Source organism: Bacillus swezeyi (assembly GCF_030908325.1).
GTDB lineage: Bacteria > Bacillota > Bacilli > Bacillales > Bacillaceae > Bacillus > Bacillus swezeyi.
The window spans coordinates 3261133-3286846 of the sequence record NZ_CP133085.1; the positions used below are offsets into that span (position 1 = coordinate 3261133).

Consider the following 25714-nt stretch of genomic DNA (forward strand, 5'->3'; position numbering starts at 1 on the left):
CGTCAGTCATTACTTGACAAATTGTCGTTTACAACTGATGTTCAAAGGCGGTAAAAAAATGATCCTTGGTTAAGAGACTTGCAGCCTTGGTCTCCCTCTCTGTCAAACCGGTGTTCATCTTCTCATGTCCTTATCCATACATGGAATCTTAAGTTTATATCGTATTATAAATCGTTTCCCATCTAAAATCAAGAATGCTCTTCTAAAATGTTTTCCTGCGGATGAAAGGAATCAAGTGAAAAAATCCGCACCCGCTCCTGGAAAATATTTTGAATCGTCTGTACCATCGCATGCTCCCGGTTCCCTGTATAAAGGTCGATTTTCCTCGGCGCTATCGATACGAGAGGTGCCAGCAGGCGGGAATCAATATACATCGGGTGTTCTCTGACGAATCGCCTGTCTATGTATTTTTTTTGTTCCCGTTCTGAAATATACTTTAATTCCCACAAGACAAAATAATCGTCATGAACAATGTGAACATGGTCAAGCATCGGCTCCTTCGACATCACATAGTCTCTCAGCGATTGGATAAATGTCTGGTATTCCTGTTCCATTTTATATTCATCGATTGCGGCCTCGACATACCCTCTCAGGCGTTTATAATACTTGCCGAGCCGGAACGTCATAAAGGAACGAATCGAAAAGGCATTTTCTTCAAGACAGATCGTTTTGAGCTCCTGCATGATGTAATATTCTCGAGGGGTATCGTCCTGATTGAGCGGTAGCCCTTCCAGTTCGCCCTCCATTATGCTGTGGGCCAATTGAAGAATTTGCTGCTGTTCATCCCGATCCAAAAAGTAATAATCACCTTCAATAACCGAAAGCATATATTCATCTTCTTTGCATTCTGTAAAAAATCTCGTCAGAATGGGCAGAATGTAGGTTTGGATACTGACAGAGGAATGGGTCTTTTCAATTCCGATCTTCCCTGCCGTTTCATGAATCTTGATATGCCGGTTTAAATCCGCATTTCGAAGCAGATGTAAAAACGCGGCTGTATCATAATCATCTTCAAATGTAATTTCAAGCATGTTTGTCCCCCCTAACAACATCTGATACATGTATATGGGGGAGACAAATAAAATAGACTTAAAAAAAAGGATAAGCCATTAATCAAACAGCTCCTGCACCTTTTTTCTGAACAAAAGCGGAACGGTGATGAAGAGGAGATAGATCATGACGATGATCGTAATCGCGATGATGTCTCCGGACAGCAGGCTTGATCCGAGCGCATTTAAAATAATGGTGCCCGGAATAATGCCCGCGGCCGTGGCCGCCAAAAAGGACAGGGGCTTGACCTTTGAGACGCCCGCCGCATAGCTGACCGCATCAAAATGAATCGGTGCAAGCCTCAGCAGCAGAATACAGAAAAAACCGTTTTTTTGCAAAAGCATCCGAAAAGCTTCAAGCTTCAGAGGCGTTTTTGTGAAGCTGCCGCCAAGCCTGTAGGCAAGAGCAAATGATAAAAACGCCCCTCCGGCGGCCCCTATAAAAGAATACAAAGATCCAAACAGCGGACCGAATGCAAGGCCTCCGCTCACGGCGAACACCGAAGCGGGGAGCAGCAAAAACGGCCTGATCATTAATAATCCGATATAAATCAGCGGGGCAAAAATGCCGAAGGATAAGGCCCCTTCCCTGATATGACGGGGATTGAGGTTCAGATACTTTGCATTAAACCATAATCCGGCGGCCGCAAGCACAGCAATCACCGCCCATTTGCCAAAGGCTTTTTTCCGCATGTTCTTTCATCTCCCTGATCTATCCTTGCGCGTTATTGCCGCCGGTTTTTCCCATCAAGCCTGACAGGTGTTGCAAGGTAGAGAACCCTTTCCATCAGCCTTGCCGCCTTTACCTCTTCTTTTTCTCCCCTTTGGGAGTATGTGAAATGATGTTTCAGCTCTTTCGGATCAAAATTTGAAGAGAAGAACGTCGGCAGCTGCTGGGACATCCTGTGCTGAAGGATCGTGCCGAGCACTTCATCCCTGACCCAGCTGGACATGGACTCCGCTCCGATATCATCAAGCATAAGGATCGGTGTCGTCTTGACCATATCAAGCTTTCCTTCCAATGACTGGTCGTGTATGGCATTTTTCAGCTCCCTGACAAACTCGGGGACATAGACAAGGATGGACGGATGATCCTTCGCGGCAAGCTCATTGGCAATGGCGGCCAGCATAAAGGTTTTTCCGACGCCGAATTTTCCGTGTACATAAATCCCTTTGCCTTTGCCCGTCTCATTATAGTGATGGAAGAATTCAGTCACAAGCTGAATCACCTTCAGTCTGCTCGGGTCATCACCGTCAATATCTGCAAACGTAGCCTCCAAAAGATCCTTTTGAATATAGATGCTTTTAATTAATGAACGCTGCCTTTCCAATTCATCAGCCTTGCGTTTTTCCGGGCAGGTGTCATATTGGACATCAATCGTTTTCCCGTTCAGCACCAGCTTTGGGTGATAGCCCTGAATCAGGTTTTTGCATTCTTTGAGACTTGGGCAGCTGCTGCAGGCTTTGCTTTGCTGTGTATACTCATAAAGCTTGTTTAAGCTTCTCTCGATCATTCCTTCATCCACTTCAGACTGATGGTTTTTTAAAAATGCCTGAATATCCTTGTCAGAAAGAACTTTTTCTTTCATATCTTGAAGGCGTTTTTTAAAATCAGGTCTAGTCGTTACGCCTTGTAAAGCCCGTTTAATCGGCTCCATAATCTTGTTCACCTCACTTAAAGGGCGGAATGGTTTTTCAGTTTTTTCATTTCTTCAAGCAGCATCTGTTTCTGCTGATCAAAGTCCTCATTGTTTGGTGCAGCCTGCTGTTTTTGGTCAGGCTGACTGTCGGATGCTTCGCTTTCCTGAAGCCAATCAGGCAGCTTTTCCTCCCTGATGACTTTATTGCTTCGCGAGGTCTGCTTTTTCTTTCCTTCTGCCCACTCCAGGTACTGGCGGTTTTCTTCTTTTGCGAGCTGCATGGCTTCCCTGACCGTCTGCACTTTTTTTCTGGCCCAGTGGGAAGCGATTTTTTGGATGTAGTTTTTTGAAAGCTTCATATCGGTTTTCAACATGACATAATAGATCAGAACATTGATGACACCCGGCTCTAATTTTTGGTCAAGCATGATTTCTTCTATGATTTTCAAATCGGCTTTTGGAGGCTCGGCTCCTCCCGCGATATCCTGCAGCAGCTTCCTTGGCGATACCTGTTCAAGCTGAGCAATTAAGGTGTCTTCCTTTGAGCTCTTCGGGGACTGTTCACTTGTATGTTCACGAAGCTTGAGCGGCTGCACTTTATCCACGAGCTCCGGAAGCAAACCGTTTCTCTCGATTTGATACCAGTCGCTCGCCGCTTTTCTGAGCGCTTCTGTTGTGATTGTATCATGTTCGTTCACTGCGGACATGACAACGCTTTGCATTTGCAGCGGCTCGATCCCGTAAAGGAAGGCCAGCTTTTTGATCGTTTCCTTCACTTGATCTGTCAGCGCCTTTCTCGGTATGAGCGTTTCAGATAAACCGGCCATAAACAATTGAAAGTCAAAAGCATTGTCTGTTATAGAAATCGGTTTGCTTTTTCCCTCTTTCATAAATTCCTGATCGTCACTAAGCTCCATCGCATCGGCCATATCCTCGGACATCTTCCATTCGCTCGGCTGGACGGATGAAAAAACCTCGTTGAACGAACGGGTCATATCACGGGCTTCTTCCGGAATAGAAGGATGGGCGAAATATTCTTTCAGCTGCTGAAACCTTGCTTTTCCGACGCGGTTGTATAAGAACACATTCAGCATTCCGTCTTGAAAAAACTCGTCCGGCCTAAGCGGCGGGATCAGTTCATATATAAATAAACGCTCATGCTCCGTTTCTTTCATATAGGTTTTTAACAGTCCGATCCCCTCAAGCTTTTCCTTTTCGGCGTGAATCGTTTTCAGATTGATCTGCATCGTCCCCATCAGCTGTCTGTGGGTCGAGCTTTTTCTTCCCCAAACTCTGTTTTGTTCCAGCTCCCCCCACAGCGTGAAAAACAAGCCGAGCGAAAAAGAGCCGATTAAAGGCTGATACAATAGCGTGATAATTTGCCTGTCCAGATCCTGCAGCAATCCGTGGCTTTTAACGATGTAAGGATCAACGGGAAGCAAATCTTTCCAATAATTACTCATATCTTTTGTCAACCTTCCACTTTGTTTCTTGTCCTCATTTTACACCTTTTTCAGGTTTTCATGTCGTTTTTGTCATGAGAAAAGAGCTGGATATATTGACAGCTCTTTACCGTTCTTTCTTTATTAAGTCTTTCAGCTCATCGATAAAAACATTGATATCTTTAAATTGACGGTATACTGAAGCAAAGCGGACATATGCGACTTCATCGATTTTCGCTAAACGATCCATCACCATTTCCCCGATATTCTCGCTTTTGACTTCAGAGACGCCTTGATTTCTGAGCTCTTTTTCAATTTCAAAACAAATATCTTCAAGCTGCTTTAAAGCGACAGGCCGCTTTTCACAGGCTTTAATCAAGCCGCGGAGCATTTTCTCCCGGCTGAATTCCTCGCGAATCCCTTCTTTTTTCACGACGATCAGCGGAATTTCTTCCACTTTTTCAAATGTAGTAAACCGATAATTGCACGATTCGCACTCGCGTCTTCTACGAATGGATCTGCCTTCGTCAACCGGACGGGAGTCCAAAACCCTCGTCCCATTATGCTGACATGCTGGACATTTCATTTTTTCAGCTCCCTATTCAGTTGTTTGGTTTTACAGCCTTAGCAAGCTTTCGGTCCAATTCCCGATAAACCGTTGAGACCATGCTGCGGCTGTAGCCAAAATCAGTCGGTAAAAATGTTTCCGTCGATACATTAAAATCTACGGCTGTATCAAAAGGGCCAATCGAAACGACTGTCGCCACCAGAAAAGCCTTTCTCGTTTTTTTGATTTCAGCGCTTATTTCTCCTCTTTCTTCTGACACCGATATCACGGTGCATCCGTCAAACCCTTCCAGCACTTCCAAGACAGCTTCCAGCGCTTGTTTGGCTGTCGCTTTATAATAGCGGCTTTTCAGCTCGTCCAAAGGATGGCGGTCAGACGTTTCGGCATGCGTTGAAAAAAACCCCTGAATTTTTTGGAAAATACTCATATATCCCTTATCCCCTTTGCCTTTCTTCTCTATATTTTATTAAAAAAACTCTTCATTTCCAAGGGAAAACAAATCAGGGAAGAAAATGACGGAAGGTGCGTTCTGGAGGATTGTCATAAAAGGAAAGAAAAAGGAGCGGATTTTAAAAAGCGGTGACCGCTTTTTTATCCAGCTCCTCCATCGGCATTAAAGTGCCTGCGCTTTGGCTTTTGCCTGTTTAATTTGAACAGGTCCCATGCCTCTTGGTATTTCAATGTTCTCTCTTGTTTCCGCTCTTAATTCTTCTGCGATATAATCCGCAGCTACGTTCGGATCTAAATCTCCGCAAGTATAAACATCAATGCTGGCATATCCGTGTTCAGGAAAACTGTGGATGGTCAGGTGAGATTCAGAAATGATCACGACCCCGCTTACGCCTTGTGGCGCAAACTTATGAAAGGCTACCTCACGTACCTCAGCACCTGACTTTAGTGCCGCATTTACAAACGTTTTTTCAATAAAATCCATGTCATTCAGCTTATCAAAATCGCATCCCCACAGTTCGGAGATAACGTGACGCCCCATTGTTTCCATAGCATGGACCCCCCTTAACAAGAATTAGAAAAGTGAATTTCCAAGCAACTGAACCGGTCATTTACCACGGGGGAAAGTTAGTCCGGAGAGGTCCTAACCCTTTAAGTAATGCCGAAGCGCTCACGCACTAGAAGTTCACGAAAAATAGTATACTTTGTTTGAATATTTTTTGCAAGGCGGTTTTATTAAATCATGGTTAAGGGGTATTTATTTTTTATCCGTCCATGCTTTTATTTTATACAGCTGATGGATGTTTCATTCTTGAAGCGACATATCTGATTAAATCAACAACCCTGCAGGAGTATCCCCATTCATTGTCATACCATGCAAGCACTTTCATTTTTCTGTTTTCAAGCACCATCGTTGAAAGGCTGTCAATGACGGCTGAATATGGATTTGTGTTAAAGTCTGATGACACGAGCGGTTCGTCGCATACGTCGATGATTCCTGACATGGACCCTGCAGCTGCCATGCGGAACGCTTCATTTATTTCTTCAGCAGATACATCACTTTTTAAATCTGCGACAAGGTCAACGAGTGAAACATTTGAAACAGGCACCCGCAAAGCCAATCCATGCATTCTTCCTTTTAAATGCGGCATGACCAGAGACAGCGCTTTCGCTGCGCCAGTTGTCGTCGGAATGATCGAAGATCCGCAGGCACGGGCTCTTCTCAGGTCTTTGTGCGGATTGTCAATGTTTTTTTGATCGTTGGTAAACGCGTGGACGGTCGTGACAAGGCCATTTTCGATTCCAAATGCATCATCAAGCACTTTTGCGACGGGTGCAAGACAATTTGTCGTACACGATGCATTCGAAATAATCGTATGGCGTTCAGCATCGAACTCGCGCTCATTTACGCCCATCACGATCGTAATATCTTCATTTTTACCCGGAGCCGTTAAAATGACCTTTTTCGCTCCAGCTTCGATATGCGCTTCCGCTTTTTCCTTCGAATTAAACTTGCCTGTCGCTTCGACCACAATGTCTATTTCATTATCTGCCCACGGCAGAAGCCTTGGATCTCTTTGATTGGTCAGCATGACCTTTTGACCGTTTACTAAAAGATGGTCTTCCTCTGCTTTGACATCAAGCTGATAGCGTCCGTGATTTGTGTCATACTTTATTAAATGAGCCAGCGTTTCTGCCGGATAGCTCGCATTGATCACTGCAATGTCAATCTGTTCATCAAGCATCGCTTTTCTAAACACCATTCTGCCGATGCGGCCGAATCCGTTTATCGCTACTTTCACTTTCATCAAACATACACCCCTTATTTTTTATGTCATTCCACATCATGTTTTATTCAAAATAAGTATAACACATTATTTTGAATTAGCCATACCATTTGTTCCTTTTACATCAAATTTACGCATTTTTGTGAAAAAGTGAACAAATGACTAAGAAAAATCATTCTTAAAGCATATATTTCAAATACATCTTAAGTGCTACAATTTGCAACAGCGCTAATTTTTCACACAACAGAAGGCAGTGTCTTCAAGGAAGGACAAACATGAATCTAAACAAAAATGCATGGTTTATCATTTCTTTTTTATTTGCGGCAAGCATTTATTTTGTATTCGACACCACATACGCCTCTGCTGCAGACGAACATTATCCGAAGCAGAGAATCCGGCTGGAAAGTTCATCAGGCTTAAACATCACCCCTCTCGGTGATCAGGACAACGCCCCGCTTACAACAAAACAGACGAGCGGAGAAAAAGAGGAGAGATGGCGGCTTGATACTTCAGACGGAAAACAGTTCAAAATCAGAAATATGAAAAACGGCAAAATTATCATTCCGGCTCATTACGCGCTCTCAGACAATAATCCCGCTGTGGTCTACTATGACAACTCACGGAAGGAAGAATTGTGGAACATCATCGGAGCAGACAAAGATGGGAATGGAGATTTTATCACTTATAAAATCGTCAGTGCGCTAAACAACAATCTGGCGCTGACATTAGACGGAAGCGGAGTGAAGCTCGCCAAATATACCAGCAGCTCTCTCCAAAAGTGGAAGCTGCCAAGCGACGGGCTCGAAGGTTTCGGCGGATATGCAAAGGAAACGAGCGGCAGGCAAAAAACAGGCACAACCGGCGGCCTGCTTGGAAATGTCGTCTATGTCAACAATCTGGCGGAGCTGAAGGCAAATATCGAAGATACAACACCGCGAACGGTTGTGGTTTCCAACAATATCAGTACTTCGGCAAAAACGGTCTTGACAGTGGGCGCGAATAAAACGATTGTCGGCTCGTTTGAAAAACATAAGCTGAACAACATTTACTTCAAAACAAACGCGAGTTCAGGCAATATCATTTTTAAAAACCTGACGATCGCCCATGATCAATCCATTCGTGAAAACAACGACATCCCTGTATATATTACCGATTCGAGAAACTACTGGATTGACCATGTCACATTTCAGGGACACAGCTATTCAGAAAACGGCCCAGATGTCGACAAGCTCTTATACGTCGGCGCCAAAGCCGATTATGTTACACTGTCCCACAGCAAATTCACAGATCACAAATACGGCCTGATTCTCGGCTGGCCTGAAGATGATCAGCAGTACCACAATATATATGACGGTTATCCGCGGATGACGATCAGCCATAATTATTTCGACAATCTCTATGTCAGGGCTCCCGGGCTGATGCGGTACGGCTATTTTCATGTGAAAAACAATTATATCAACAACTTCCACCTTGGCTTTACGATTACGACGAAGGCGAAAATTTATTCGGAAGCCAATTACTTCGGCGCAGGCAGCGAGAAAGGCGGCATATTGGATGATTACGGAGACGGCCTGTTTAAAGATGTCGGATCATACCCGGCCATAAAGGGGCAGAAATCAGCGGAGACCAGCTGGAATCCTTCATCTAATTACAGCTATCGGGCGATGAAAGCAGGAAACGCAAAAGCTTTCGCCGAACGGTATGCGGGAGCCCAACGTTCGGCGCTGTATTATGCAAACTTCAGTCATTTTAAAAATAATTAAATAAAAAAAGTGAGCGCGTTCACGCCTCACTTTTCAAGGTTTGACCATGTGTCAAGCAGCTGATGAAGCTGCTTTTCTGTATCCTTCAGGCTGCCGCTGTTGTCGATGACGGCGTCAGCCTTTTTCTTTTTTTCGTCAAGGGAGAACTGGGCATGAATTCGGTTCAGCGCCTCATCTTCATTGAGTTGGTTTCTTTTCATCAGCCGCTTGAGCTGAAGCTCTTTCGGCACCCAGACGACGATCACTTTGTCTGTCAAATGTTCAAGCCCGCTTTCATACAAAAGCGGAATATCAAGGATCACAAACTGCTCTCCGGCCTGAATGGCTTCATCGCGTTGTATGATCATCGTTTTTCTCACTTCCGGATGGACGATCTCATTTAATTGCATTCTTTTTTGTTCGTTTGTAAATACAATCTCTCCGAGTATTTTCCGGTCGATATCACCCGTTTCAAGCAGTATGCCGTCTCCAAATGCCGACACAATGTCTCGGTATGCAGGCATCCCCTGTTCAACGGCTTCCTTTGCGATCACATCGGCATCAACTACAGTGATGCCGCACTGCTGAAACATATGTGCGATAGTGCTTTTTCCGCTGGCAATACCTCCGGTTAAACCGATGACCAATGTCAAAACTCACACCTCCTTCTTACAGTTTCCAAATTCCGATCATGATCAGCAATATACCGGGAAGAAAGGTCAGTTTATCCATCCAGTTCCATTTTGATAAAAACCGGCCTGCCTGAATGCCAAAAAACACAAATAAAGAGCTCATGACGGCTACCGTTATACTCATCGGAACAGGCGAAAAACCGAGTGCGGCTGCTCCGATCCCCGCGCCAAACGCGTCAATCGACAGGGCGAAACCGAGCAGGACAGCTTCCATGCCGGTAATAATGCCTGATTTATCAATATCAGCGCTTGTCGGCGTCCTTAAGATATGAATGACGATTCCGAGTGATTTCAGTTCAAGGTTAATCAGCGTCTTCTCTGAAAGGACAAGTTCCTGTTCTTTCTCCGGCCGGAAGAATTGATACAGCACCCAAACGCCGATCCCCATTAAAATAACGGCTCCGAGCCTCTCTGTTATCACAACCGGGAAAAATTTCGCCAAAAGAGACCCGATCATCATGGCAATCAGCATAACGACGCCTGAGCAAAATGCGATAATCAAAATCGCTTTAAAAGGAATTTTCAGCTTTCGCAATCCGTAAGTAAATCCGACTGAAAAACTGTCCAGGCTGACGGCAAATGCCAGCAGCAAGAATGACGCAAACATCATATCCGGTTCTTCCTTTCTGTTGATGCGGCTGTGTAAATTTTTAGCCTTAGGCAGCTTTTATAGGCTTCTTATATATATGAGAAAAGAAAACCATCTGTGTATTGTTCATCGAAAAAGAGCCAACACACCCTAAAAACCGCTGCGCAGACGGCTATAAAACTCAGCCTGAAACCAGATATGACTTGCCTTTACGGCCCGGATTTAGCCTTTATGTGATCATCATTTTTTTTGGCATTTTACACAGAAATGCGTACCTCTCCCTCCAACGACCGTTTTTTCAATAGCCATTCCGCATGTTTTACAAGGTTCATCTTTACGGCCGTAGACGAAGAGCTTGAGCTGGAACATGCCGATTTCCCCTTGTGAGTTGATATAAGACCTGACTGTGCTTCCTCCTGCTTCAACCGCTTCTTTTAACGTTTTAACGATTTCTTCATGCAGCAGAGCCGTCTGTTTTTTCGTCAGCTTGTTTGAAACGGCTTCCGGGTGGATGCCGGCTCTGAACAGCGCCTCATCCACATATATATTTCCCAATCCGACGACTGTCCGCTGATCGAGTAGCGCGGTTTTAATCGAACGGTTTGTTTTTTGCAGACGCTCCCTTAAATACCCGATTGTAAACTCGTCGCTGAAAGGCTCCGGGCCGAGCTGCCTGAGAGGCAGCTCCGTCTGTTCCTCGCCCGGGTTAAACAAATGCATCGTGCCAAATTTTCTGACATCCCGATAGCGGAGCTCCGTTCCGTCTGTAAACCTGAAAATGACATGCACATGTTTATCAAGAGGCTCCCCGTTTTGGTGGAGACCGTACTTCCCTTCCATTCTCAAATGTGAAACCATGACACAGTGATCGAGATGAAACAATAAGAACTTTCCTCTTCTGTCTATCGACTGAATCGTCTGTCCGGCAAGAAGTCTTGCAAATGCCTCAGGTTCTGCCGGCCGTTTAATGATCTTTGTCCATCTAATGTCAACCGCATCGATTGTTTTCCCTTTTACAAGTCCGGCAAGAGTGCGCCGGACGGTTTCGACTTCTGGCAATTCCGGCACATCATCACTTCCTTTTCTTTATTTGGCGTCATACCAAGAATGTCCTGAAGAGCAGTCCACTTTAAGCGGAACATCGAGCTCTAATGCATTTTCCATCACTTCCGGAACCAGCTTTTCAAGCTCTTTGATTTCTTCTTCAGGCGCTTCAAAAATCAATTCATCATGCACTTGTAATAGCAGTTTGGCTTGGAGATCTTTTTCTTTCAGCTTTTCTGCCATTTGGATCATCGCTTTTTTAATAATATCTGCAGCGCTTCCCTGGATCGGGGTATTCATCGCCGTCCGCTCGGCAAAGCTGCGGAGATTGAAGTTCCGGCTCGTCAGTTCCGGAATATACCTTCTCCGGCTTAACAGTGTCGTGACATAGCCTTTCTGTTTTGCTTCCTGAATGGTTTCTTCCATGTATTCTTTGACTCCCTGGAAGCTGTTGAAATACCGTTCAATAAACGCAGCCGCTTCCTTTCTGGTAATCCCCAGATTTTGCGACAGACCGTAGTCGCTGATGCCGTAGACGATTCCGAAATTAACGGCTTTTGCCTGTCTTCTCATCGCCGGTGTGACTTCTTCTTCAGATACATGGAAAACATCCATCGCCGTTTTCGTATGAACGTCCATATCATTCGTAAAAGCTTCAATTAAATTTTTATCCTTTGATATATGGGCGAGAACCCTCAGTTCGATTTGCGAATAATCCGCTGCAAACATCAGCCAGCCTTTTTGCGATGGAACAAACGCCTGCCGGATTTTCCGGCCCTCTTCAAGCCTGATCGGTATATTTTGCAGGTTTGGATCGGTCGAGCTCAGCCTTCCCGTCTGTGTTAAAGCTTGGTTGAAGCGCGTATGCACCTTATGGCTGTCTTTGCGGATAACTTTTAAGAGCCCTTCGACATATGTGGACTGCAGCTTGCCGATTTGTCTGTAATGCAGGATGTCTTCGATGATGACATGTTTGTCGCGAAGCTTTTCCAAAACATCGGCTGATGTGGAAAAGCCTGTTTTCGTTTTTTTGATGACCGGCAGGCCGAGTTTTTCAAACAATATCACGCCAAGCTGCTTAGGTGAGTTGATGTTAAACGTCTCACCAGCAGACTCGTGAATTTTCTCTTCATACTCTTTCAGTTTTCCGGAAAGCTCGTCACCCATTTTTTTCAGCCTGTCCACATCGACTTGGACGCCGATGGATTCCATCTCACCAAGAATATGGGCGAGAGGCATTTCGAGATCTTCAAACAGCTCAAGCTGTTCGTTTTTTTCTAATTCATCAAGCAGCTTTTCGCGGAGCAGTGAAATTGCCTTTCCTTTTCTGCCCAAATGATCGGCAAGTTCTTTTTCAGCGGGAACAGCCTGTTTCGCACCTTTTCCATAGACCGCTTCATCAGAGGAGACGAGCTGCAGGTGATGTTCCTTCGCAACGCTTGCAACATCATCATACGAGTGTCCCGGATTGATGATGTAGGCCGCGAGGAGAACGTCAAATTCAGCCCCTTTCAGTTCAATGCCCTGCCAGCGCAAAGCAACAGCCGCACGCTTCGCATCAAACACCCATTTCTTTTTCGACTCATCCTCTGCCCATTCTTTAAAACGGTCGGAATGAACGGCCGTCTCCTGCGGAATGAAGAAGACGCCATTTTCATTGACGATCGAAAAACCGAGAATCGGAGCTTCGTGGTAATTGTCTCCAAGCTGTTCGACAACAACTGAAGCCGGTGATGCAAACAAGTCATCGGAAATGTCAGTTTTGATCGTTACCTCAATGTCCTCAAACTGTTCTGCTTCTGTTTCCTCCGGCTCTTCTCCAAGCCTTTCAAGCAATGAGTTAAAGCCGAGATCCTTAAACAGCTTCACAACCGCTTCCCTGTCAAAGCCTTCATACCCGAGGCCGTCAAGAGTGAGCTCAAGCGGAGCTTCCGTGATGATTGTCGCAAGCTCTTTGCTCATCAACGCTTGTTCTTGAAACTCTTCAAGCTTTTCTTTCAGCTTTTTCCCGCTCACCTCATCTATTGATGATAAAAGGGCTTCAACCGTATGGAACTGTTTTAAAAGCTTGATCGCCGTTTTTTCGCCGACGCCGGGAACGCCCGGAATATTGTCTGATGCATCTCCCATCAAGCCTTTCATATCGATGATTTGCCGAGGGGTGAGCCCATATTTTTCTTGAACGTGTTCAGGCGTATAATATTCAACATCTGTAATGCCTTTTTTCGTGATGGCAACCGTTGTTTCTTTCGTCGCAAGCTGTGTCAAATCTTTATCGCCGGAAAAGATTTTGACTTCAAAACCGTCTTTCTCGGCAGATTTGGCAAGTGTTCCGATAATATCGTCCGCCTCATAGTTTTCAAGCTGATACCTGGAGATCTTGTAAGCATCCAAGAGTTCCTGAATAAACGGCAGTTGCTCGGAAAGTTCTGGGGGCGTTTTTTGCCTGCCTCCTTTATATTCTTTAAAGGTTTTATGTCTGAACGTTGTTTTTCCCGCATCAAAAGCGACCAGCATATGGGTTGGCTTTTCTTCTTCAAGCATCTTCATCAAAATGGTTGTAAAACCGTATACCGCGTTTGTATGTATTCCTTTTTCATTGCTGAGAAGAGGCAGGGCGAAAAACGCACGGTAAGCAAGGCTGTTTCCGTCAACTAACACTAATTTTTTTCTTTCAGTCATCTTTATCCTCCTAAGAAGCCGATTCTTTCGCTTCCATTCAACTTCATGCTCATAGTGGCTTATTTTATTTTAGCAAAGTTCATTTTGAAAGGAAAATCAGAGTCCTTTCCATTAAAGGAAATAAAAAAAGGGACGCGTTTGATCTTCGCGTCCGTCCATATGGCTCCTTGGATGAAGGGGTTTCACTAATGATCCTATCAGCCAAGTTTTAAAGGTGTATATAGAAGTTGTAAAGCCTTTGTAAAGTTTGCTTATTCCGGCTCGTTTGAAGCGCGTTTTAAGCGGACCGTAAATACGGTGCCTTTTCCTTGCTCGCTTTCGACATCGATTTCTCCATGATGCGCTTCGACTAAATGCTTAACAATTGCAAGGCCGAGACCGGTCCCGCCCGAATTCCTGCTTCTGTCTTTATCAATCCTGTAAAAACGTTCAAAAATTCTCGGGATCTGCGAACGCTTGATACCGATACCCGTGTCCTCTATCTTGACTTGCACTTCATCTTCAAGCACTTCTGCAGAAATGGTCACACTGCCATTTTCCGGTGTATATGTGAGCGCATTGTTCACCAAATTTAAAAAAATCTGCTTTAATCTGTGCGGGTCTCCTGTAGCAGCCGCCTGGTCCTTCGGCTTCTTCAGCATCAGTGTGATGCCTTTTTCCTCTGCTTTATTCTTTAAAAGCATTTCGATTTCTGCAAGAATTTCGCCGATATCACAATCTTGAATATTTAAAGTGAAGTTTTGCTGCTCAATTTTCGAAAGGTCCAACAGATCCTGAATAAGGGTTTGCAGCCGGCCGCTTTCTTTTAAAATGATCGAGAGGAACTGCAGCAGGGTTTCCCGCTCATTCATGGCTCCGTCCATCAGCGTCTCTGTAAATCCTTTGATTGAAGTGATCGGTGTTTTCAGTTCATGGGAGACATTCGCGACAAAGTCCTTCCTCATTTCTTCAAGCTGCTTTCTTTCCGTCATATCGTGGAAGACGAGAACGATTCCTTTCCATTCATCATTGATTCCGATGATCGGAACGCCGTCGACCTCAAAATATCTCCTTTCAATTCTGATCGGCAGCTTGAACATCTTGCGGACCTTTGTTTCCGTCATAAATATTTCTTCAATGAGATTGACGATTTCCTCATGTTCAAGCACTTCATGATAGAAATGGTAAAGAAGCTGGTCAGCCTCGACATGAAACTGCTTCTGGTAGGCGCGGTTCACCAAATGGATGTAGCCTTTTCCATCGATGAGGATCAAGCCTGAGTCGATATTTTCGATCACGGTTTGCAGCCGGTCCCGCTGCATTTCCTGGGCTCTCGTCATGTCCTGCAAATTCTGGGCCAGCATATTGATAGACTGGCTCAGCATCGTTTCATCTTCATTAAATGTCCTGGCTTTATAGTTTCCTTTTGCCAGCTCAATTGCAACTTGTGTCGCAGACTCAATCGGATTCGTATATTGGGACGTGATTCTGGCTCCCAGCCCGGCTATGATCAAAAAAGCTGTTCCAAGGCTGACACCGAGGAGAATCCAGATCTTTTGGTTGATATCATGCAGCGGATCGAGAGGCGAGCTGATGAAGACATAGCCAAGCAGCTTCCCATCTTCTTTCAGCGGCTGGACATAGCGGAACAGAGACTCATCATCCGGTTTTATCCTGAAGCCTCCGCCTTCACCGTTTAAATCCGTTTCAAGGGCTTCTTTTATGACAGATTGATCTGCCGCACGGCCGCCAAAATGAAAAAGAACCTGACCTTTTGTATCAACCAGTGATACATCACTGTCCAGTTCACGGCTTGCTTTCTCTAAAAGCGCCTCTTGCTCCGCAGACTTCAGATTTCCGGTATCCGCCATTGAAGCAATCAAGGCGGCCTCTTTTTCAATGTGACTGCTTATTTTTGTGTTGTAGGAAGAATGGAACAAGTGAACAAGCAGAAAACCGAGTGAGGCAAAAACGAGAATCAAGAGCGTCAGCAGGGCAGCTAAAAGCCGGGTCCGGAATTTAATCATTCAGTTTCGGCTCCTCCATTTTGTAGCCTAGACCTCTAATCGTTTTAATATATTCTGGTTTTTTTGTATTTTTTTCGATTTTATCGCGAAGGTGGCTGATATGGACATCGACAATGCGCGTATCTCCGGCAAAGTCATAATTCCAGACAGCGTTCAGCAGAAGGTCTCTCGTCAGCACCCTTCCTTTATGCTTTCCAAGATACAATAGAAGCTCGAATTCCTTGGGCGTAAGTTCGAGACGTTCATTTTGAAAGTAGACCTCGTAATGTTCAGGCAGTATTTTAAGATCGCCGATGATCAATTCGCCTGTCTCTAATTCTTCCGGTTCATCCGAGTGAACAGGCAGAGTCTGCGTTCTTCTTAAAATGGCTTTGACCCTTGCCGTTACCTCTCTCGGACTGAACGGCTTTGTCATGTAGTCGTCTGCTCCCAGCTCAAGTCCGAGCACTTTATCAAATTCATCGTCTTTTGCGGTCAGCATTAAAATCGGATACATCAGCTTCTTCTGTCTGAGCTCCTTGCAAACTTCAATCCCGTCCATTTTTGGGAGCATCAGATCAAGCACGATCAGATCCGGCTTCTCTTCCACCGCCTTCAACAGGCCCGCCTCTCCGTCCATAGCCGTCACTACGTGGTAGCCCGACCGTTCAAGGTTATATTTAAGAAGCGTAACAATCGATTCCTCATCGTCTACAACTAATATCTTTTTGCTCATGACATGCCTCCAGCCTTCATATTTCCCCGACATCTCTATCTCTATTTTATCTGTAATTAACGTTTTCACTCTTATTTTAACGAAAGCCTTTCTGTTCGACAATTTGATTTTTCATAGTTTTAAAAATAAAATCTCTTTTTGGGCAAAACATCCGGCCGTTCAATGATAAAAGTTTGATGACAGGTTCAAAATCCTTTAAAAGATGAAAATGTCCGGGCAGATGATTATGATTAGGTATATGCTGACAGCCTATGTTTATGTCTTGATTTTCATTTTCTCGTTTATGTAAAAGCGCCTTTATCCAAAAAACAGGAAGACTTTATAAAAGCCTTCCTGCCTGTTTTCTTTATGAGAGAACTTTCATGACGTTTTTAACCGATTGAGCTGATTGATCAAGCTGACTTTTTTCAGTTTCAGTCAGGTCAAGTTCAATGATCTGCTCAAGACCGTTTCCGCCGATAATTGTCGGTACACCGAGATAAATCCCATTGTAGCCGTATTCACCTTCAAGGTAGGCAATGGTCGGCAGTACGCGGCGCTGGTCTTTCAAGATCGCCTCAACCATCTCGGTCAGGGAAGCGGCAGGCGCGTAATAGGCGCTTCCGTTTCCTAACAGGTTGACAATTTCTCCCCCGCCTTTTCTTGTTCTTTCGACAATTGCATCAATCCGGTCTTTTGGAAGAAGCGTTTCCAGCGGAATGCCGCCGGCATAAGAGTAGCGAACAAGCGGAACCATATCGTCTCCGTGTCCCCCCAGTACAAAACCTGTGATGTCTTTGACAGATAGGTTCAGCTCCTGAGCAACAAACGTTCTGAATCTCGCAGTATCCAAAACCCCCGACTGCCCGATGACCCGCTCTTTCGGAAAACCTGATTCCTTGTATACGGCGTAAGTCATCGCATCAACAGGGTTTGTTAAAACGACGATGATACAGTCAGGTGAATATTTGACAACTTCTTTTGTGACGCTCCTCATGATTTTTTCATTAGTAGCCACGAGGTCGTCCCGGCTCATCCCCGGCTTTCTTGCGATGCCCGCCGTGATCACGACAATATCAGAACCGGCTGTGTCTTCATAATTTGCCGTCCCTTTAATGTTTGCGTCAAATCCTTGAACAGGACTTGCTTCAAGCATATCGAGCGCTTTCCCTTTTGTAGGGTTTTCCAGCTGCGGAATGTCGACCAGCACGACATCAGCCAATTCTTTTTGAGCCGTTAAAAATGCGGTTGTTGCACCAGTAAAACCTGCTCCAATGACGGATACTTTATTTCGCTTCTTTCCCATTTTTTCTACCCCTTTATATTGTTTGATGTTTTTCTTGAAATCCTGTCGCTTAAGACATGTTTTTAATGAGTTCATCCCCGAACTCAGAGCATTTCACTTCTGTCGCGCCTTCCATCAAACGAGCAAAATCGTATGTCACGACTTTGGATGCGATTGTTTTTTCCATCGCTTTCAATACAAGGTCAGCAGCTTCGTTCCAGTTCAAGTGTTCAAGAAGCAGAACGCCGGAAAGGATAACCGAAGACGGGTTTACCTTGTCAAGGCCTGCATATTTAGGTGCTGTGCCATGAGTCGCTTCAAAGATGGCATGTCCTGTTTCATAGTTGATGTTTGCTCCCGGTGCGATGCCGATTCCCCCTACTTGGGCTGCAAGGGCATCTGAAATGTAGTCCCCGTTCAGGTTCATTGTCGCTACGACGTCAAACTCAGCCGGACGAGTCAGAATCTGCTGAAGGAAAATGTCGGCAATACTGTCTTTGACGATGATTTTACCAGCCGCTTCAGCTTCGCTTTGCGCTTTATTTGCCGCGTCTTTGCCGTCTTTTTCTACAATCCGGTCATATTCAGCCCATGTGAATACTTTATCGCCGAATTCTTTTTCAGCCACTTCATAGCCCCAGTTTTTGAAGGCTCCTTCAGTGTATTTCATGATGTTTCCTTTGTGAACAAGGGTCACAGATTTGCGGCCGTGCTCAATCGCATATTCGATCGCAGCTCTGACAAGTCTTGATGTGCCTTCCTCTGAAACCGGCTTGATGCCGATTCCCGATGTTTCAGGAAAACGGATTTTGTTGACGCCAAGCTCGTTTTTCAGGAAGGAAATCAGCTTTTCAACCTCTTCTGAGCCTTTGGCATACTCAATGCCCGCATAGATATCTTCCGTATTTTCGCGGAAGATGACCATGTCTGTATCTTCAGGGCGTTTAACCGGAGAAGGTACGCCGGTGAAATAGCGGACAGGGCGCAAGCATGTAAACAAATCCAGCTCTTGTCTGAGGGCTACGTTTAATGAACGGATTCCGCCGCCGACAGGAGTCGTTAAAGGACCTTTAATCGCAATGAGGTATTCGCGGATCGTGTCCAGCGTTTCTTCAGGAAGCCATTCTCCCGTTTTGTTGTATGCCTTTTCCCCGGCATAGACTTCTTTCCAAGTAATCTTCTTTTCGCCGTTATACGCTTTTTCTACAGCTGCCTCCAAAACCCTGGAAGCCGCTCTCCAAATATCAGGACCGGTTCCGTCCCCTTCAATAAACGGGATGATCGGATTATTTGGAACGTTTAATACTCCGCCAGAGACTGTAATTTTTTCACCTTGTGCCACAATAAAACCTCCCATAATATGTAATGCATATAGAAAAACATTTGTTTCCCCTTTGAAGGGAGACAAGCATGTTTTTTCATAGATTCATGATTTCATGTTTGAAATAAAGCCTGGAAGAGGCTGGCCAGACGATGCGCGGACAACCTCTTTAACAGTTGATCAGCTTCTTTCTTCAATCGGAATGAACGTCTGCATGTCAGGACCGATATAATCAGCCCGCGGACGGATCAGGCGGTTGTTTTCATACTGCTCAAGAATATGCGCCAGCCAGCCTGATACCCTGCTGATCGCAAAGATAGGGGTGAAAAGATCATGGTCAATCCCTAAGCTATGATAAACCGATGCAGAATAAAAGTCTACGTTTGGCGGGAGCTTTTTTTGAGATGTGACCATTTCCTCAGTCTGCTGGGATATCTCAAACCATTTGCTTTCACCGGTTAAATTCGTCAGCCGCCTGCTCATTTCCTTCAAATGTTTTGCGCGCGGATCTCCTTGCTGATATACGCGGTGACCGAATCCCATAATCTTTTCTTTCTTTTCGAGTTTGGCTTGAATATACGAATCTACGTTTTCCACTTCACCAATCTCTGAAAGCATTTTCATAACAGCTTCGTTTGCACCGCCGTGAAGCGGACCTTTCAAAGCGCCGATCGCTGCTGTTACACCTGAGTAAACGTCTGAAAGCGTGGCCACGCATACTCTGGCTGTGAAAGTAGATGCGTTCAATTCATGGTCAGCATGCAGAATCAAAGCTTTATCAAACGCTTCCACTTCTACCGGCGAAGGTTCTTTTCCATTCAGCATATAAAGAAAATTGGCGGCAAATCCGAGTTCCGGATTTGGATCGATAGGCTCCAGACCTTTGCGAATTCTGGAAAAAGCAGCGACAAGTGCAGGCATCTTCGCTTGGAGGCGCACCGCTTTTCTGTAGTTTGCTTCCGCATCCATTTGATCTGCTTCTTCATCGAACAGCCCCAGTAAAGAAACGGCTGTGCGAATCGCTGCCATCGGGTGGACTTTTCCATTTGAGTAGGATTTGAAATGATCAATTAATTCTTTGGGGATGCCGGCGTTTTCTGAAAACTGTTTTTTGAGCTCGGCAAGCTCTCCTCTGTTCGGCAGTTTTAAATGCCAAAGCAGATATACAACTTCTTCAAAGCTAGCTTTTTCTGTCAAATCATCGATGTTATACCCTACATATGTAAGAGTATCATCAATAATTGAACTTACTGATGATGTAGTGGCGACTACCCCTTCAAGGCCGCGTGTTGCTGTCATATCCATCTCTCCCTTGTTTAAAAATTTCCCCTTTTAAAATTAAACCAAAACCTAGGAGTAAAAACAACGCATGATGTATACATCTTCTTCTACCCAAAAAGAAAATGCTTACATTAAATCGTTTTTCAAATAAAACAATTGTGCGTCTCTTTATACCATTCAATACTCCGATAAGCTTAATAAAGATTAAGCATATTTATATTATAAACAATAATCAGACATTTGTTAAATGTTTAACTATAGTTTTTTTTTCTTATTTTTTAGCCGAGCTGACTTCTATTGACAGATTTTTAGTAGTTTTACCAGTGTTATTTATATTCAATTATGTTTTTTTAAAAAAATACGGCTCTGAAATTTTTTTATACACGAAACGTTTTGATCTGTTTTTTCTTATTAAAAAAAAGCCCCTTTTTTTCAAAAGGGGGCTTTTTCATAAAAAGGCTTGCCTAAGGCGTGAAATGCTGAACGGCCTGCATGACAAGATACGCGATGCCGGCGCCGATTAAAGGGCCAACCGCGACGCCTTTGAATAAAGCGACGGCTAAAATCGTTCCGAAAACAAGAGCGGTCGTAATATGCGGATCTTCAGCAAGCAATGTGATGCCGTTTTTGGCGATCAGCGCTACGAGGATGCCGGCCCCGAGGGCGATCCATGCATAATATGATTTCATCGCTTCGAGAAGCTGTTTAAAACCGATTTCCCCTGTTGCGATAGGCACTAAAACGGCAATTGTAATCACTGTCACGCCCCAGTTGATTCCCTTGGACTGTATGGAGGGAAACAGCTTTTGGTCAAGGCCCACCAGCTTGATGACCAAAAGCACGGAGACGGCAATGATTAAAGACTGGTTTTTCGCTATTAAAGCGATAGCCAGCAAAAGAAGCAAAAATAAATTAGCTTGAGTAAACATCTGTATTCATCTCCATTTTTTAATGACCTTTCTCATAATAACAGGACTCCTGAATAAAATGAAATGAGGACACGCTTTCTGACCAGGAGGATGTAGAAGTGAATCAATCCTATATCGCCATTGCACTGCGGGCAGGCTGTGTGCTGCTGCTGATCACGGCTGCAGGAGGGCTTGCCTACTACTCTTTTCCGTTAACCTATCCGTTTGTGATTGCACTTATACTCGCTGTTATCATCAACCCTTTTGTAGAATGGCTGGAAGAGCGGACGGATTTTCCGAGGGGTCTCAATGTCGGGATTGTTCTGAGTGGCTTTCTGGTCGCAGGAGCCGGCTTTTTGACATTGGTCGTCGCCGAAATCGTCTCTGGGACAGCCTATTTGGCTAAAATACTGCCTGCCCAGTTTAATAAAGCAGCCCTTTTTATCGAGTATTTTTTCACAAACAGGATCATGCCGCTTTATAATCGGCTTGCCGCTTTCTTCGATGGACTTGAAGCCGGCCAGCAGGAATCGATCATCACACAGGTCCAAAATTTAGGGAGTGAAATCGCTTCAAACACCGCTTTATTTCTGTCTAAAATTCTTGAAATGGTGCCGCTTTTTTTTGCATTTCTGCCAAATACGGCCGCCGTGCTGATTTTTTCGCTGCTGGCCACCTTTTTTATCAGCAAAGATCTTCACAAGTTAAAAGAGAGGGCGCAGACCGTTTTTCCTGATCGTCTGATCTCGGGCACGGCAGCGGTTTATGCTGAACTGAAAAAAGCATTAGCCGGCTTTTTGAAGGCCCAGCTTGCACTTGTTGCGATCACAATGGTGCTCGTGCTGATCGGGCTTTTGGTATTGAAGGTCAATCACGCGCTTGCGATCGCGTTTTTAATCGGAGTAGTCGATCTTCTTCCTTATCTGGGGGCGGGATCTGTATTTGTCCCTTGGATTGTATATTTAGTACTGGCCAAACAGCTGCCGCTGGCGATAGGCCTTGGCATTTTGTATATCATTGTTCTGCTTTTCAGACAGGTTGCCGAGCCGAAAATTTTAAGCCAATCCATCGGCCTCCATCCCTTGGGTACTTTAATCGCCCTTTTTGCCGGTTTTAAATTGTTTGGGTTTCTGGGGCTGATCATGGGCCCCGTTCTTCTGGTTGTCATTCAGGCTCTCTTTACAACGGGAATTTTAACAGAAATATGGCTTTTTATTAAAGGAGACCAAAAATAAACGACAAACCGCTTTACAGCAGGCTGCCGCCTCAGAAGTTTATTTGATGATTTTGACCCGCCTGCCTTCAGACATTTTCTTCAGCCTTCGGGATAAGAATGGTTTTAAACGATTGCGTGTGGCCGGAAAGAGAAGGAGCAAACCGATGATATCTGATAAAAACCCAGGCAGCAAAAGCAGCATGCCGCCGATGAAAATGCAGAGCCCGTCTAAGATGGCATCTCCTGGCATCTTTCCGTATTGAAGATCACGCTGGACTTTGTGGTAGACCTCAATCCCCTGTCTTTTGGCCAGAGCCGCACCAAGAAAGCCCGTCAATATGATCAGCAAAACCGTCGGCAGCACACCGATCCAGTTTGCAGACAATAAGAACAGGCCGATTTCACTTGCAGGAAAGATGACGAGAAATAGTAAAAAAAACTTCATTGTTTTCACCCCATGATTCTTTATTGAAGCGAACGGCCGCTCTTGTCATGCTTTTTTCAGCCTGTAAAAAAAGAAGGGAAATGGCTTCCCCTTCTTCGATAAACTAAGCGATTAAAGCACGCTTGCACGTCCTCTGTAAACGGCTCCTCTGGCAGAGTCGACCGTAATGTCTTCTCCTTCTGTCAAGATGGAAGACGCATTTTCCACACCGACAATGACAGGAATGCCGAGACTTAAGCCTACGACTGCCGCATGACTTGTTAAGCCGCCTTCTTCCGTAATCAGCGCAGCCGCTTTTTCAAGGGATGCGATCATGTCACGGTCAGTGCTTTTTGTCACCAAGATGGCGCCTTCTTTCATTTTTTCTTCCGCTTCTTTTGCATTTTGGGCAATGACCACTTCACCAAATGCAGATTTGCGTCCGATTCCTTGCCCTTTTGCAACGATATCACCGACGACATATACTTTCATCAAGTTCGTCGTACCTGCTTCACCGACAGCGCCAGCCGTAATCACAATTAAATCACCATGGTGAACGATGCCTGTATCCAATGACTTTTGCACGGCATTTTCAAGCATTTCATCTGTAGAGCTGTGATTTTGTCCGCTCGTCGCGAAAACGCCGAACACAAGAGACAGCTTTCTTGAAACAGAGTCGTTAACGGTAACGGCCACGATCGGCGCCTGCGGACGATATTTAGAGATCATTCTCGCTGTATGGCCGCTTTCTGTAGGTGTTACGATTGCCGACACTTCCAAGTTAATCGCGGTATGCGCAACGGACTGGCCGATCGCATCTGTAATCGACATGCCGACTTGTTTGCTTCTGGCGGAAAGAATTTTTTTATGGTTGAGCGCTTCTTCTGAACGGGATGCAATATTGTGCATCGTTTGTACCGCTTCGACAGGGTAATTCCCGGCTGCCGTTTCACCGGAAAGCATAATCGCGTCAGTGCCGTCAAAGATCGCATTCGCAACATCGCTTGCTTCAGCGCGTGTCGGACGCGGGTTGCGCTGCATGCTGTCAAGCATTTGTGTAGCCGTGATAACAGGCTTGCCAAGCGCATTGCATTTTTTAATTAATTCTTTTTGGACGAGCGGCACTTCTTCAGCAGGAATCTCAACACCCAAATCCCCGCGGGCAACCATCAAACCGTCTGATACTTCAAGAATGCGGTCGATATTATCGACGCCTTCCTGATTTTCAATTTTAGGAATGATTTGAATGTCAGTTGCATTGTGCTCTTCAAGTAATTCACGAATTTCAAGAACATCTGACGGACGGCGTACAAATGACGCAGCGATAAAATCAACGCCCTGTTCAATTCCGAAGACGATGTCCTTCGCGTCTTTTTCCGTAATTCCCGGAAGGTTCACGCTGACACCAGGGACATTCACGCCTTTTTTATTTTTTAATGTTCCGCTGTTCATCACCTTCGTCACGATTTCGCGCTTGTCCGCGTTTACTTCAGTGACTTCAAGCCCGATCAAACCGTCGTCAAGCAAGATGGTTGAACCTTTTGATACATCATGAATCAATCCGTCATATGTAACTGAGATTTTTTCAGTTGTTCCAATGACTTCATCCATTGAAACGATCAGCTGTGATCCGGATTCCAGTTCTATAGAACCGTTTTCCATTGTGTGTGTGCGGATTTCCGGTCCTTTTGTATCAAGCAGGATACCTATATCTTTTCCGAGCTTGCTGGCAGCTTCACGGATGTTTTGGATTCTTGCGCCGTGCTCTTCAAAATCTCCGTGGGAAAAGTTTAGACGCGCAACGTTCATGCCGGCTTCCATCAGCTGAGTCAGCTTTTCTATACTTTCGCTGGCCGGACCAATTGTACAAACTATTTTAGTCTTTCTCATATTGCTTCCTCCTCGGGTTATACACTAGATTGACAGTTCTTGGGACAGGCGGTACATGCTCTGATCAACGGTATGTTTGTGCTCAAGAATTTCAATAATATCATGATGAACAAGCTTGTTATTTTGAATACCTACGCAGCGCCCGCCTTTTCCTTCAAGAAGCAGTTCAACCGCAAAAGCTCCCAGACGGCTTGCCAATACGCGGTCAGCGGCCGTTGGCGAACCTCCGCGCTGAATGTGCCCAAGCACCGATACTCTAGTTTCGAGATTTGTGGCTTCTTCGATTCGTTTTCCGAATTCAACCCCGCTGCCGACACCTTCAGCCACAATGATGATGCTGTGTTTCTTGCCGCGCTCATGTCCTCTTTGCAGTCTGGCAAGAATTTCGTCCATGTCGTAATCGGCTTCAGGAATCAGAATGGATTCCGCTCCTCCAGCCAAACCTGACCATAGAGCGATATCCCCGGCATGACGGCCCATTACTTCTATCACATATGTACGTTCATGGGATGTAGCTGTGTCTCTGATTTTGTCGATTGCATCGATAACGGTGTTTAATGCCGTATCAAATCCGATCGTCAAATCTGTTCCAGGAATGTCATTGTCGATCGTTCCCGGCACGCCAACACAAGGAAAGCCGTGTTCTGTCAGCTTTTTGGCTCCCATGTAAGAACCGTCTCCGCCGATGACGACTAATCCTTCTATCCCATATTTTTTTAAATTCTCAATTCCTTTTTCCCGTCCTTCTACTGTTTTAAACTCAGGACATCTTGCCGTATAAAGCTTCGTTCCTCCGCGATGAATGATATCCCCGACTGAACCGATTTCCAGCTTCTCTATTTTTCCGTTGATTAAACCTGAATATCCGTTATAAATTCCGTAAACTTCTACATTATGGTATATCGCTTTCCTGACAACCGCGCGAACAGCCGCGTTCATGCCCGGGGAATCCCCGCCACTCGTCAATACTCCGATACGTTTCATCTTTTTCACCTCGAAAACAT

Annotated in this window: 23 protein-coding genes; 2 read left to right on the forward strand and 21 right to left on the reverse strand. The window is 45.0% G+C overall.

The window, feature by feature from the left end:
* Positions 1-188 precede the first annotated feature (188 nt).
* The 8 genes from ytxC to RBH91_RS16180 form a co-directional block, all read right to left on the reverse strand.
* Positions 189-1031 carry a putative sporulation protein YtxC gene (gene ytxC, locus RBH91_RS16145; protein ID WP_307892210.1) on the reverse strand — a complete coding sequence of 281 codons (843 nt, stop codon included), beginning with the start codon at positions 1029-1031 and terminating at the stop codon, positions 189-191.
* A 78-nt stretch (positions 1032-1109) separates the two neighbouring features.
* Entirely contained in the window at positions 1110-1742 is a 633-nt protein-coding gene (locus RBH91_RS16150) for a TVP38/TMEM64 family protein (RefSeq protein ID WP_307892211.1), read from the reverse strand.
* Between the two features lie 32 nt (positions 1743-1774).
* Complete coding sequence (dnaI, locus tag RBH91_RS16155) at positions 1775-2707, reverse strand: primosomal protein DnaI (RefSeq protein ID WP_307892212.1); 933 nt, start codon at positions 2705-2707, stop codon at positions 1775-1777.
* Positions 2708-2724: 17 nt separating this feature from the next.
* A complete protein-coding gene (locus RBH91_RS16160) occupies positions 2725-4152 on the reverse strand; it encodes a replicative helicase loading/DNA remodeling protein DnaB (RefSeq protein WP_307892213.1) in 1428 nt (475 codons plus the stop codon).
* Between the two features lie 106 nt (positions 4153-4258).
* Complete coding sequence (gene nrdR, locus RBH91_RS16165; RefSeq protein ID WP_076763218.1) at positions 4259-4717, reverse strand: transcriptional regulator NrdR; 459 nt, start codon at positions 4715-4717, stop codon at positions 4259-4261.
* A gap of 16 nt (positions 4718-4733) precedes the next feature.
* Entirely contained in the window at positions 4734-5126 is a 393-nt protein-coding gene (locus RBH91_RS16170; RefSeq protein WP_307892214.1) for a cytosolic protein, read from the reverse strand.
* A 186-nt stretch (positions 5127-5312) separates the two neighbouring features.
* A complete protein-coding gene (speD, locus tag RBH91_RS16175) occupies positions 5313-5699 on the reverse strand; it encodes an adenosylmethionine decarboxylase (RefSeq protein ID WP_076763224.1) in 387 nt (128 codons plus the stop codon).
* Between the two features lie 235 nt (positions 5700-5934).
* Positions 5935-6957, reverse strand: coding sequence for a glyceraldehyde-3-phosphate dehydrogenase (locus tag RBH91_RS16180; protein ID WP_076763227.1), 1023 nt, complete (start codon positions 6955-6957; stop codon positions 5935-5937).
* 518 nt (positions 6958-7475) lie between these two features.
* Here RBH91_RS16180 and RBH91_RS16185 point away from each other — a divergent pair.
* The gene (locus RBH91_RS16185; RefSeq protein WP_307894777.1) at positions 7476-8699 is read left to right on the forward strand and encodes a pectate lyase family protein; all 1224 of its coding nucleotides are present in this window, start codon (positions 7476-7478) and stop codon (positions 8697-8699) included.
* A 26-nt stretch (positions 8700-8725) separates the two neighbouring features.
* Here RBH91_RS16185 and coaE read toward each other — a convergent pair whose 3' ends face one another.
* From coaE to RBH91_RS16235, 10 genes are all read right to left on the reverse strand, one after another.
* The gene (gene coaE, locus RBH91_RS16190; protein WP_307892215.1) at positions 8726-9331 is read right to left on the reverse strand and encodes a dephospho-CoA kinase; all 606 of its coding nucleotides are present in this window, start codon (positions 9329-9331) and stop codon (positions 8726-8728) included.
* 16 nt (positions 9332-9347) lie between these two features.
* On the reverse strand, positions 9348-9980 hold the full coding sequence (ytaF, locus tag RBH91_RS16195; RefSeq protein ID WP_076763235.1) for a sporulation membrane protein YtaF: 633 nt from the start codon (positions 9978-9980) through the stop codon (positions 9348-9350).
* A gap of 219 nt (positions 9981-10199) precedes the next feature.
* A complete protein-coding gene (mutM, locus tag RBH91_RS16200; RefSeq protein ID WP_076763238.1) occupies positions 10200-11027 on the reverse strand; it encodes a DNA-formamidopyrimidine glycosylase in 828 nt (275 codons plus the stop codon).
* An 18-nt stretch (positions 11028-11045) separates the two neighbouring features.
* Entirely contained in the window at positions 11046-13685 is a 2640-nt protein-coding gene (polA, locus tag RBH91_RS16205; protein WP_307892216.1) for a DNA polymerase I, read from the reverse strand.
* Between the two features lie 251 nt (positions 13686-13936).
* Complete coding sequence (gene pnpS, locus RBH91_RS16210) at positions 13937-15691, reverse strand: two-component system histidine kinase PnpS (RefSeq protein ID WP_307892217.1); 1755 nt, start codon at positions 15689-15691, stop codon at positions 13937-13939.
* On the reverse strand, positions 15684-16406 hold the full coding sequence (locus RBH91_RS16215) for a response regulator transcription factor (RefSeq protein WP_076763244.1): 723 nt from the start codon (positions 16404-16406) through the stop codon (positions 15684-15686). The genes pnpS and RBH91_RS16215 overlap by 8 nt, the downstream gene beginning before the upstream one ends.
* Before the next feature lie 346 nt (positions 16407-16752).
* Positions 16753-17691, reverse strand: coding sequence for a malate dehydrogenase (mdh, locus tag RBH91_RS16220; protein WP_076763246.1), 939 nt, complete (start codon positions 17689-17691; stop codon positions 16753-16755).
* Between the two features lie 49 nt (positions 17692-17740).
* Positions 17741-19012: an NADP-dependent isocitrate dehydrogenase gene (gene icd, locus RBH91_RS16225; RefSeq protein ID WP_307892218.1), complete on the reverse strand. Its 1272-nt coding sequence runs from the start codon at positions 19010-19012 to the stop codon at positions 17741-17743.
* Between the two features lie 159 nt (positions 19013-19171).
* Positions 19172-20290 carry a citrate synthase gene (gene citZ, locus RBH91_RS16230; RefSeq protein ID WP_307892219.1) on the reverse strand — a complete coding sequence of 373 codons (1119 nt, stop codon included), beginning with the start codon at positions 20288-20290 and terminating at the stop codon, positions 19172-19174.
* Positions 20291-20736: 446 nt separating this feature from the next.
* A complete protein-coding gene (locus RBH91_RS16235) occupies positions 20737-21201 on the reverse strand; it encodes a DUF441 domain-containing protein (RefSeq protein WP_307892220.1) in 465 nt (154 codons plus the stop codon).
* 98 nt (positions 21202-21299) lie between these two features.
* Here RBH91_RS16235 and ytvI point away from each other — a divergent pair, with 98 nt between their 5' ends.
* Positions 21300-22415: a sporulation integral membrane protein YtvI gene (gene ytvI / locus RBH91_RS16240; RefSeq protein WP_307892221.1), complete on the forward strand. Its 1116-nt coding sequence runs from the start codon at positions 21300-21302 to the stop codon at positions 22413-22415.
* A 39-nt stretch (positions 22416-22454) separates the two neighbouring features.
* Here the strand turns inward: ytvI and RBH91_RS16245 are convergent, their stop codons facing one another.
* The 3 genes from RBH91_RS16245 to pfkA all read right to left on the reverse strand — a co-directional run bounded on the left by RBH91_RS16245 (position 22455) and on the right by pfkA (position 25694).
* A complete protein-coding gene (locus RBH91_RS16245; RefSeq protein WP_076763262.1) occupies positions 22455-22841 on the reverse strand; it encodes an FxsA family protein in 387 nt (128 codons plus the stop codon).
* 111 nt (positions 22842-22952) lie between these two features.
* Positions 22953-24710 (reverse strand): pyruvate kinase, encoded by a 1758-nt coding sequence (gene pyk / locus RBH91_RS16250; RefSeq protein ID WP_307892222.1) that lies wholly within the window; start codon positions 24708-24710, stop codon positions 22953-22955.
* Positions 24711-24734: 24 nt separating this feature from the next.
* Positions 24735-25694 carry a 6-phosphofructokinase gene (pfkA, locus tag RBH91_RS16255; RefSeq protein ID WP_076763267.1) on the reverse strand — a complete coding sequence of 320 codons (960 nt, stop codon included), beginning with the start codon at positions 25692-25694 and terminating at the stop codon, positions 24735-24737.
* Between the last annotated feature and the right edge of the window lie 20 nt (positions 25695-25714).

Excerpts from the sequence above, each read along its gene's own strand:
- ytxC (WP_307892210.1), bottom strand. The coding sequence starts at position 1,031 with ATGCTTGAAATTACATTTGAAGATGATTATGATACAGCCGCGTTTTTA.
- RBH91_RS16150 (WP_307892211.1), bottom strand. The coding sequence starts at position 1,742 with ATGCGGAAAAAAGCCTTTGGCAAATGGGCGGTGATTGCTGTGCTTGCG.
- dnaI (WP_307892212.1), bottom strand. The coding sequence starts at position 2,707 with ATGGAGCCGATTAAACGGGCTTTACAAGGCGTAACGACTAGACCTGAT.
- RBH91_RS16160 (WP_307892213.1), bottom strand. The coding sequence starts at position 4,152 with ATGAGTAATTATTGGAAAGATTTGCTTCCCGTTGATCCTTACATCGTT.
- nrdR (WP_076763218.1), bottom strand. The coding sequence starts at position 4,717 with ATGAAATGTCCAGCATGTCAGCATAATGGGACGAGGGTTTTGGACTCC.
- RBH91_RS16170 (WP_307892214.1), bottom strand. The coding sequence starts at position 5,126 with ATGAGTATTTTCCAAAAAATTCAGGGGTTTTTTTCAACGCATGCCGAA.
- speD (WP_076763224.1), bottom strand. The coding sequence starts at position 5,699 with ATGGAAACAATGGGGCGTCACGTTATCTCCGAACTGTGGGGATGCGAT.
- RBH91_RS16180 (WP_076763227.1), bottom strand. The coding sequence starts at position 6,957 with ATGAAAGTGAAAGTAGCGATAAACGGATTCGGCCGCATCGGCAGAATG.
- RBH91_RS16185 (WP_307894777.1), top strand. The coding sequence starts at position 7,476 with ATGAAAAACGGCAAAATTATCATTCCGGCTCATTACGCGCTCTCAGAC.
- ytaF (WP_076763235.1), bottom strand. The coding sequence starts at position 9,980 with ATGATGTTTGCGTCATTCTTGCTGCTGGCATTTGCCGTCAGCCTGGAC.
- polA (WP_307892216.1), bottom strand. The coding sequence starts at position 13,685 with ATGACTGAAAGAAAAAAATTAGTGTTAGTTGACGGAAACAGCCTTGCT.
- pnpS (WP_307892217.1), bottom strand. The coding sequence starts at position 15,691 with ATGATTAAATTCCGGACCCGGCTTTTAGCTGCCCTGCTGACGCTCTTG.
- RBH91_RS16215 (WP_076763244.1), bottom strand. The coding sequence starts at position 16,406 with ATGAGCAAAAAGATATTAGTTGTAGACGATGAGGAATCGATTGTTACG.
- mdh (WP_076763246.1), bottom strand. The coding sequence starts at position 17,691 with ATGGGAAAGAAGCGAAATAAAGTATCCGTCATTGGAGCAGGTTTTACT.
- citZ (WP_307892219.1), bottom strand. The coding sequence starts at position 20,290 with ATGACAGCAACACGCGGCCTTGAAGGGGTAGTCGCCACTACATCATCA.
- RBH91_RS16235 (WP_307892220.1), bottom strand. The coding sequence starts at position 21,201 with ATGTTTACTCAAGCTAATTTATTTTTGCTTCTTTTGCTGGCTATCGCT.
- RBH91_RS16245 (WP_076763262.1), bottom strand. The coding sequence starts at position 22,841 with ATGAAGTTTTTTTTACTATTTCTCGTCATCTTTCCTGCAAGTGAAATC.
- pyk (WP_307892222.1), bottom strand. The coding sequence starts at position 24,710 with ATGAGAAAGACTAAAATAGTTTGTACAATTGGTCCGGCCAGCGAAAGT.
- pfkA (WP_076763267.1), bottom strand. The coding sequence starts at position 25,694 with ATGAAACGTATCGGAGTATTGACGAGTGGCGGGGATTCCCCGGGCATG.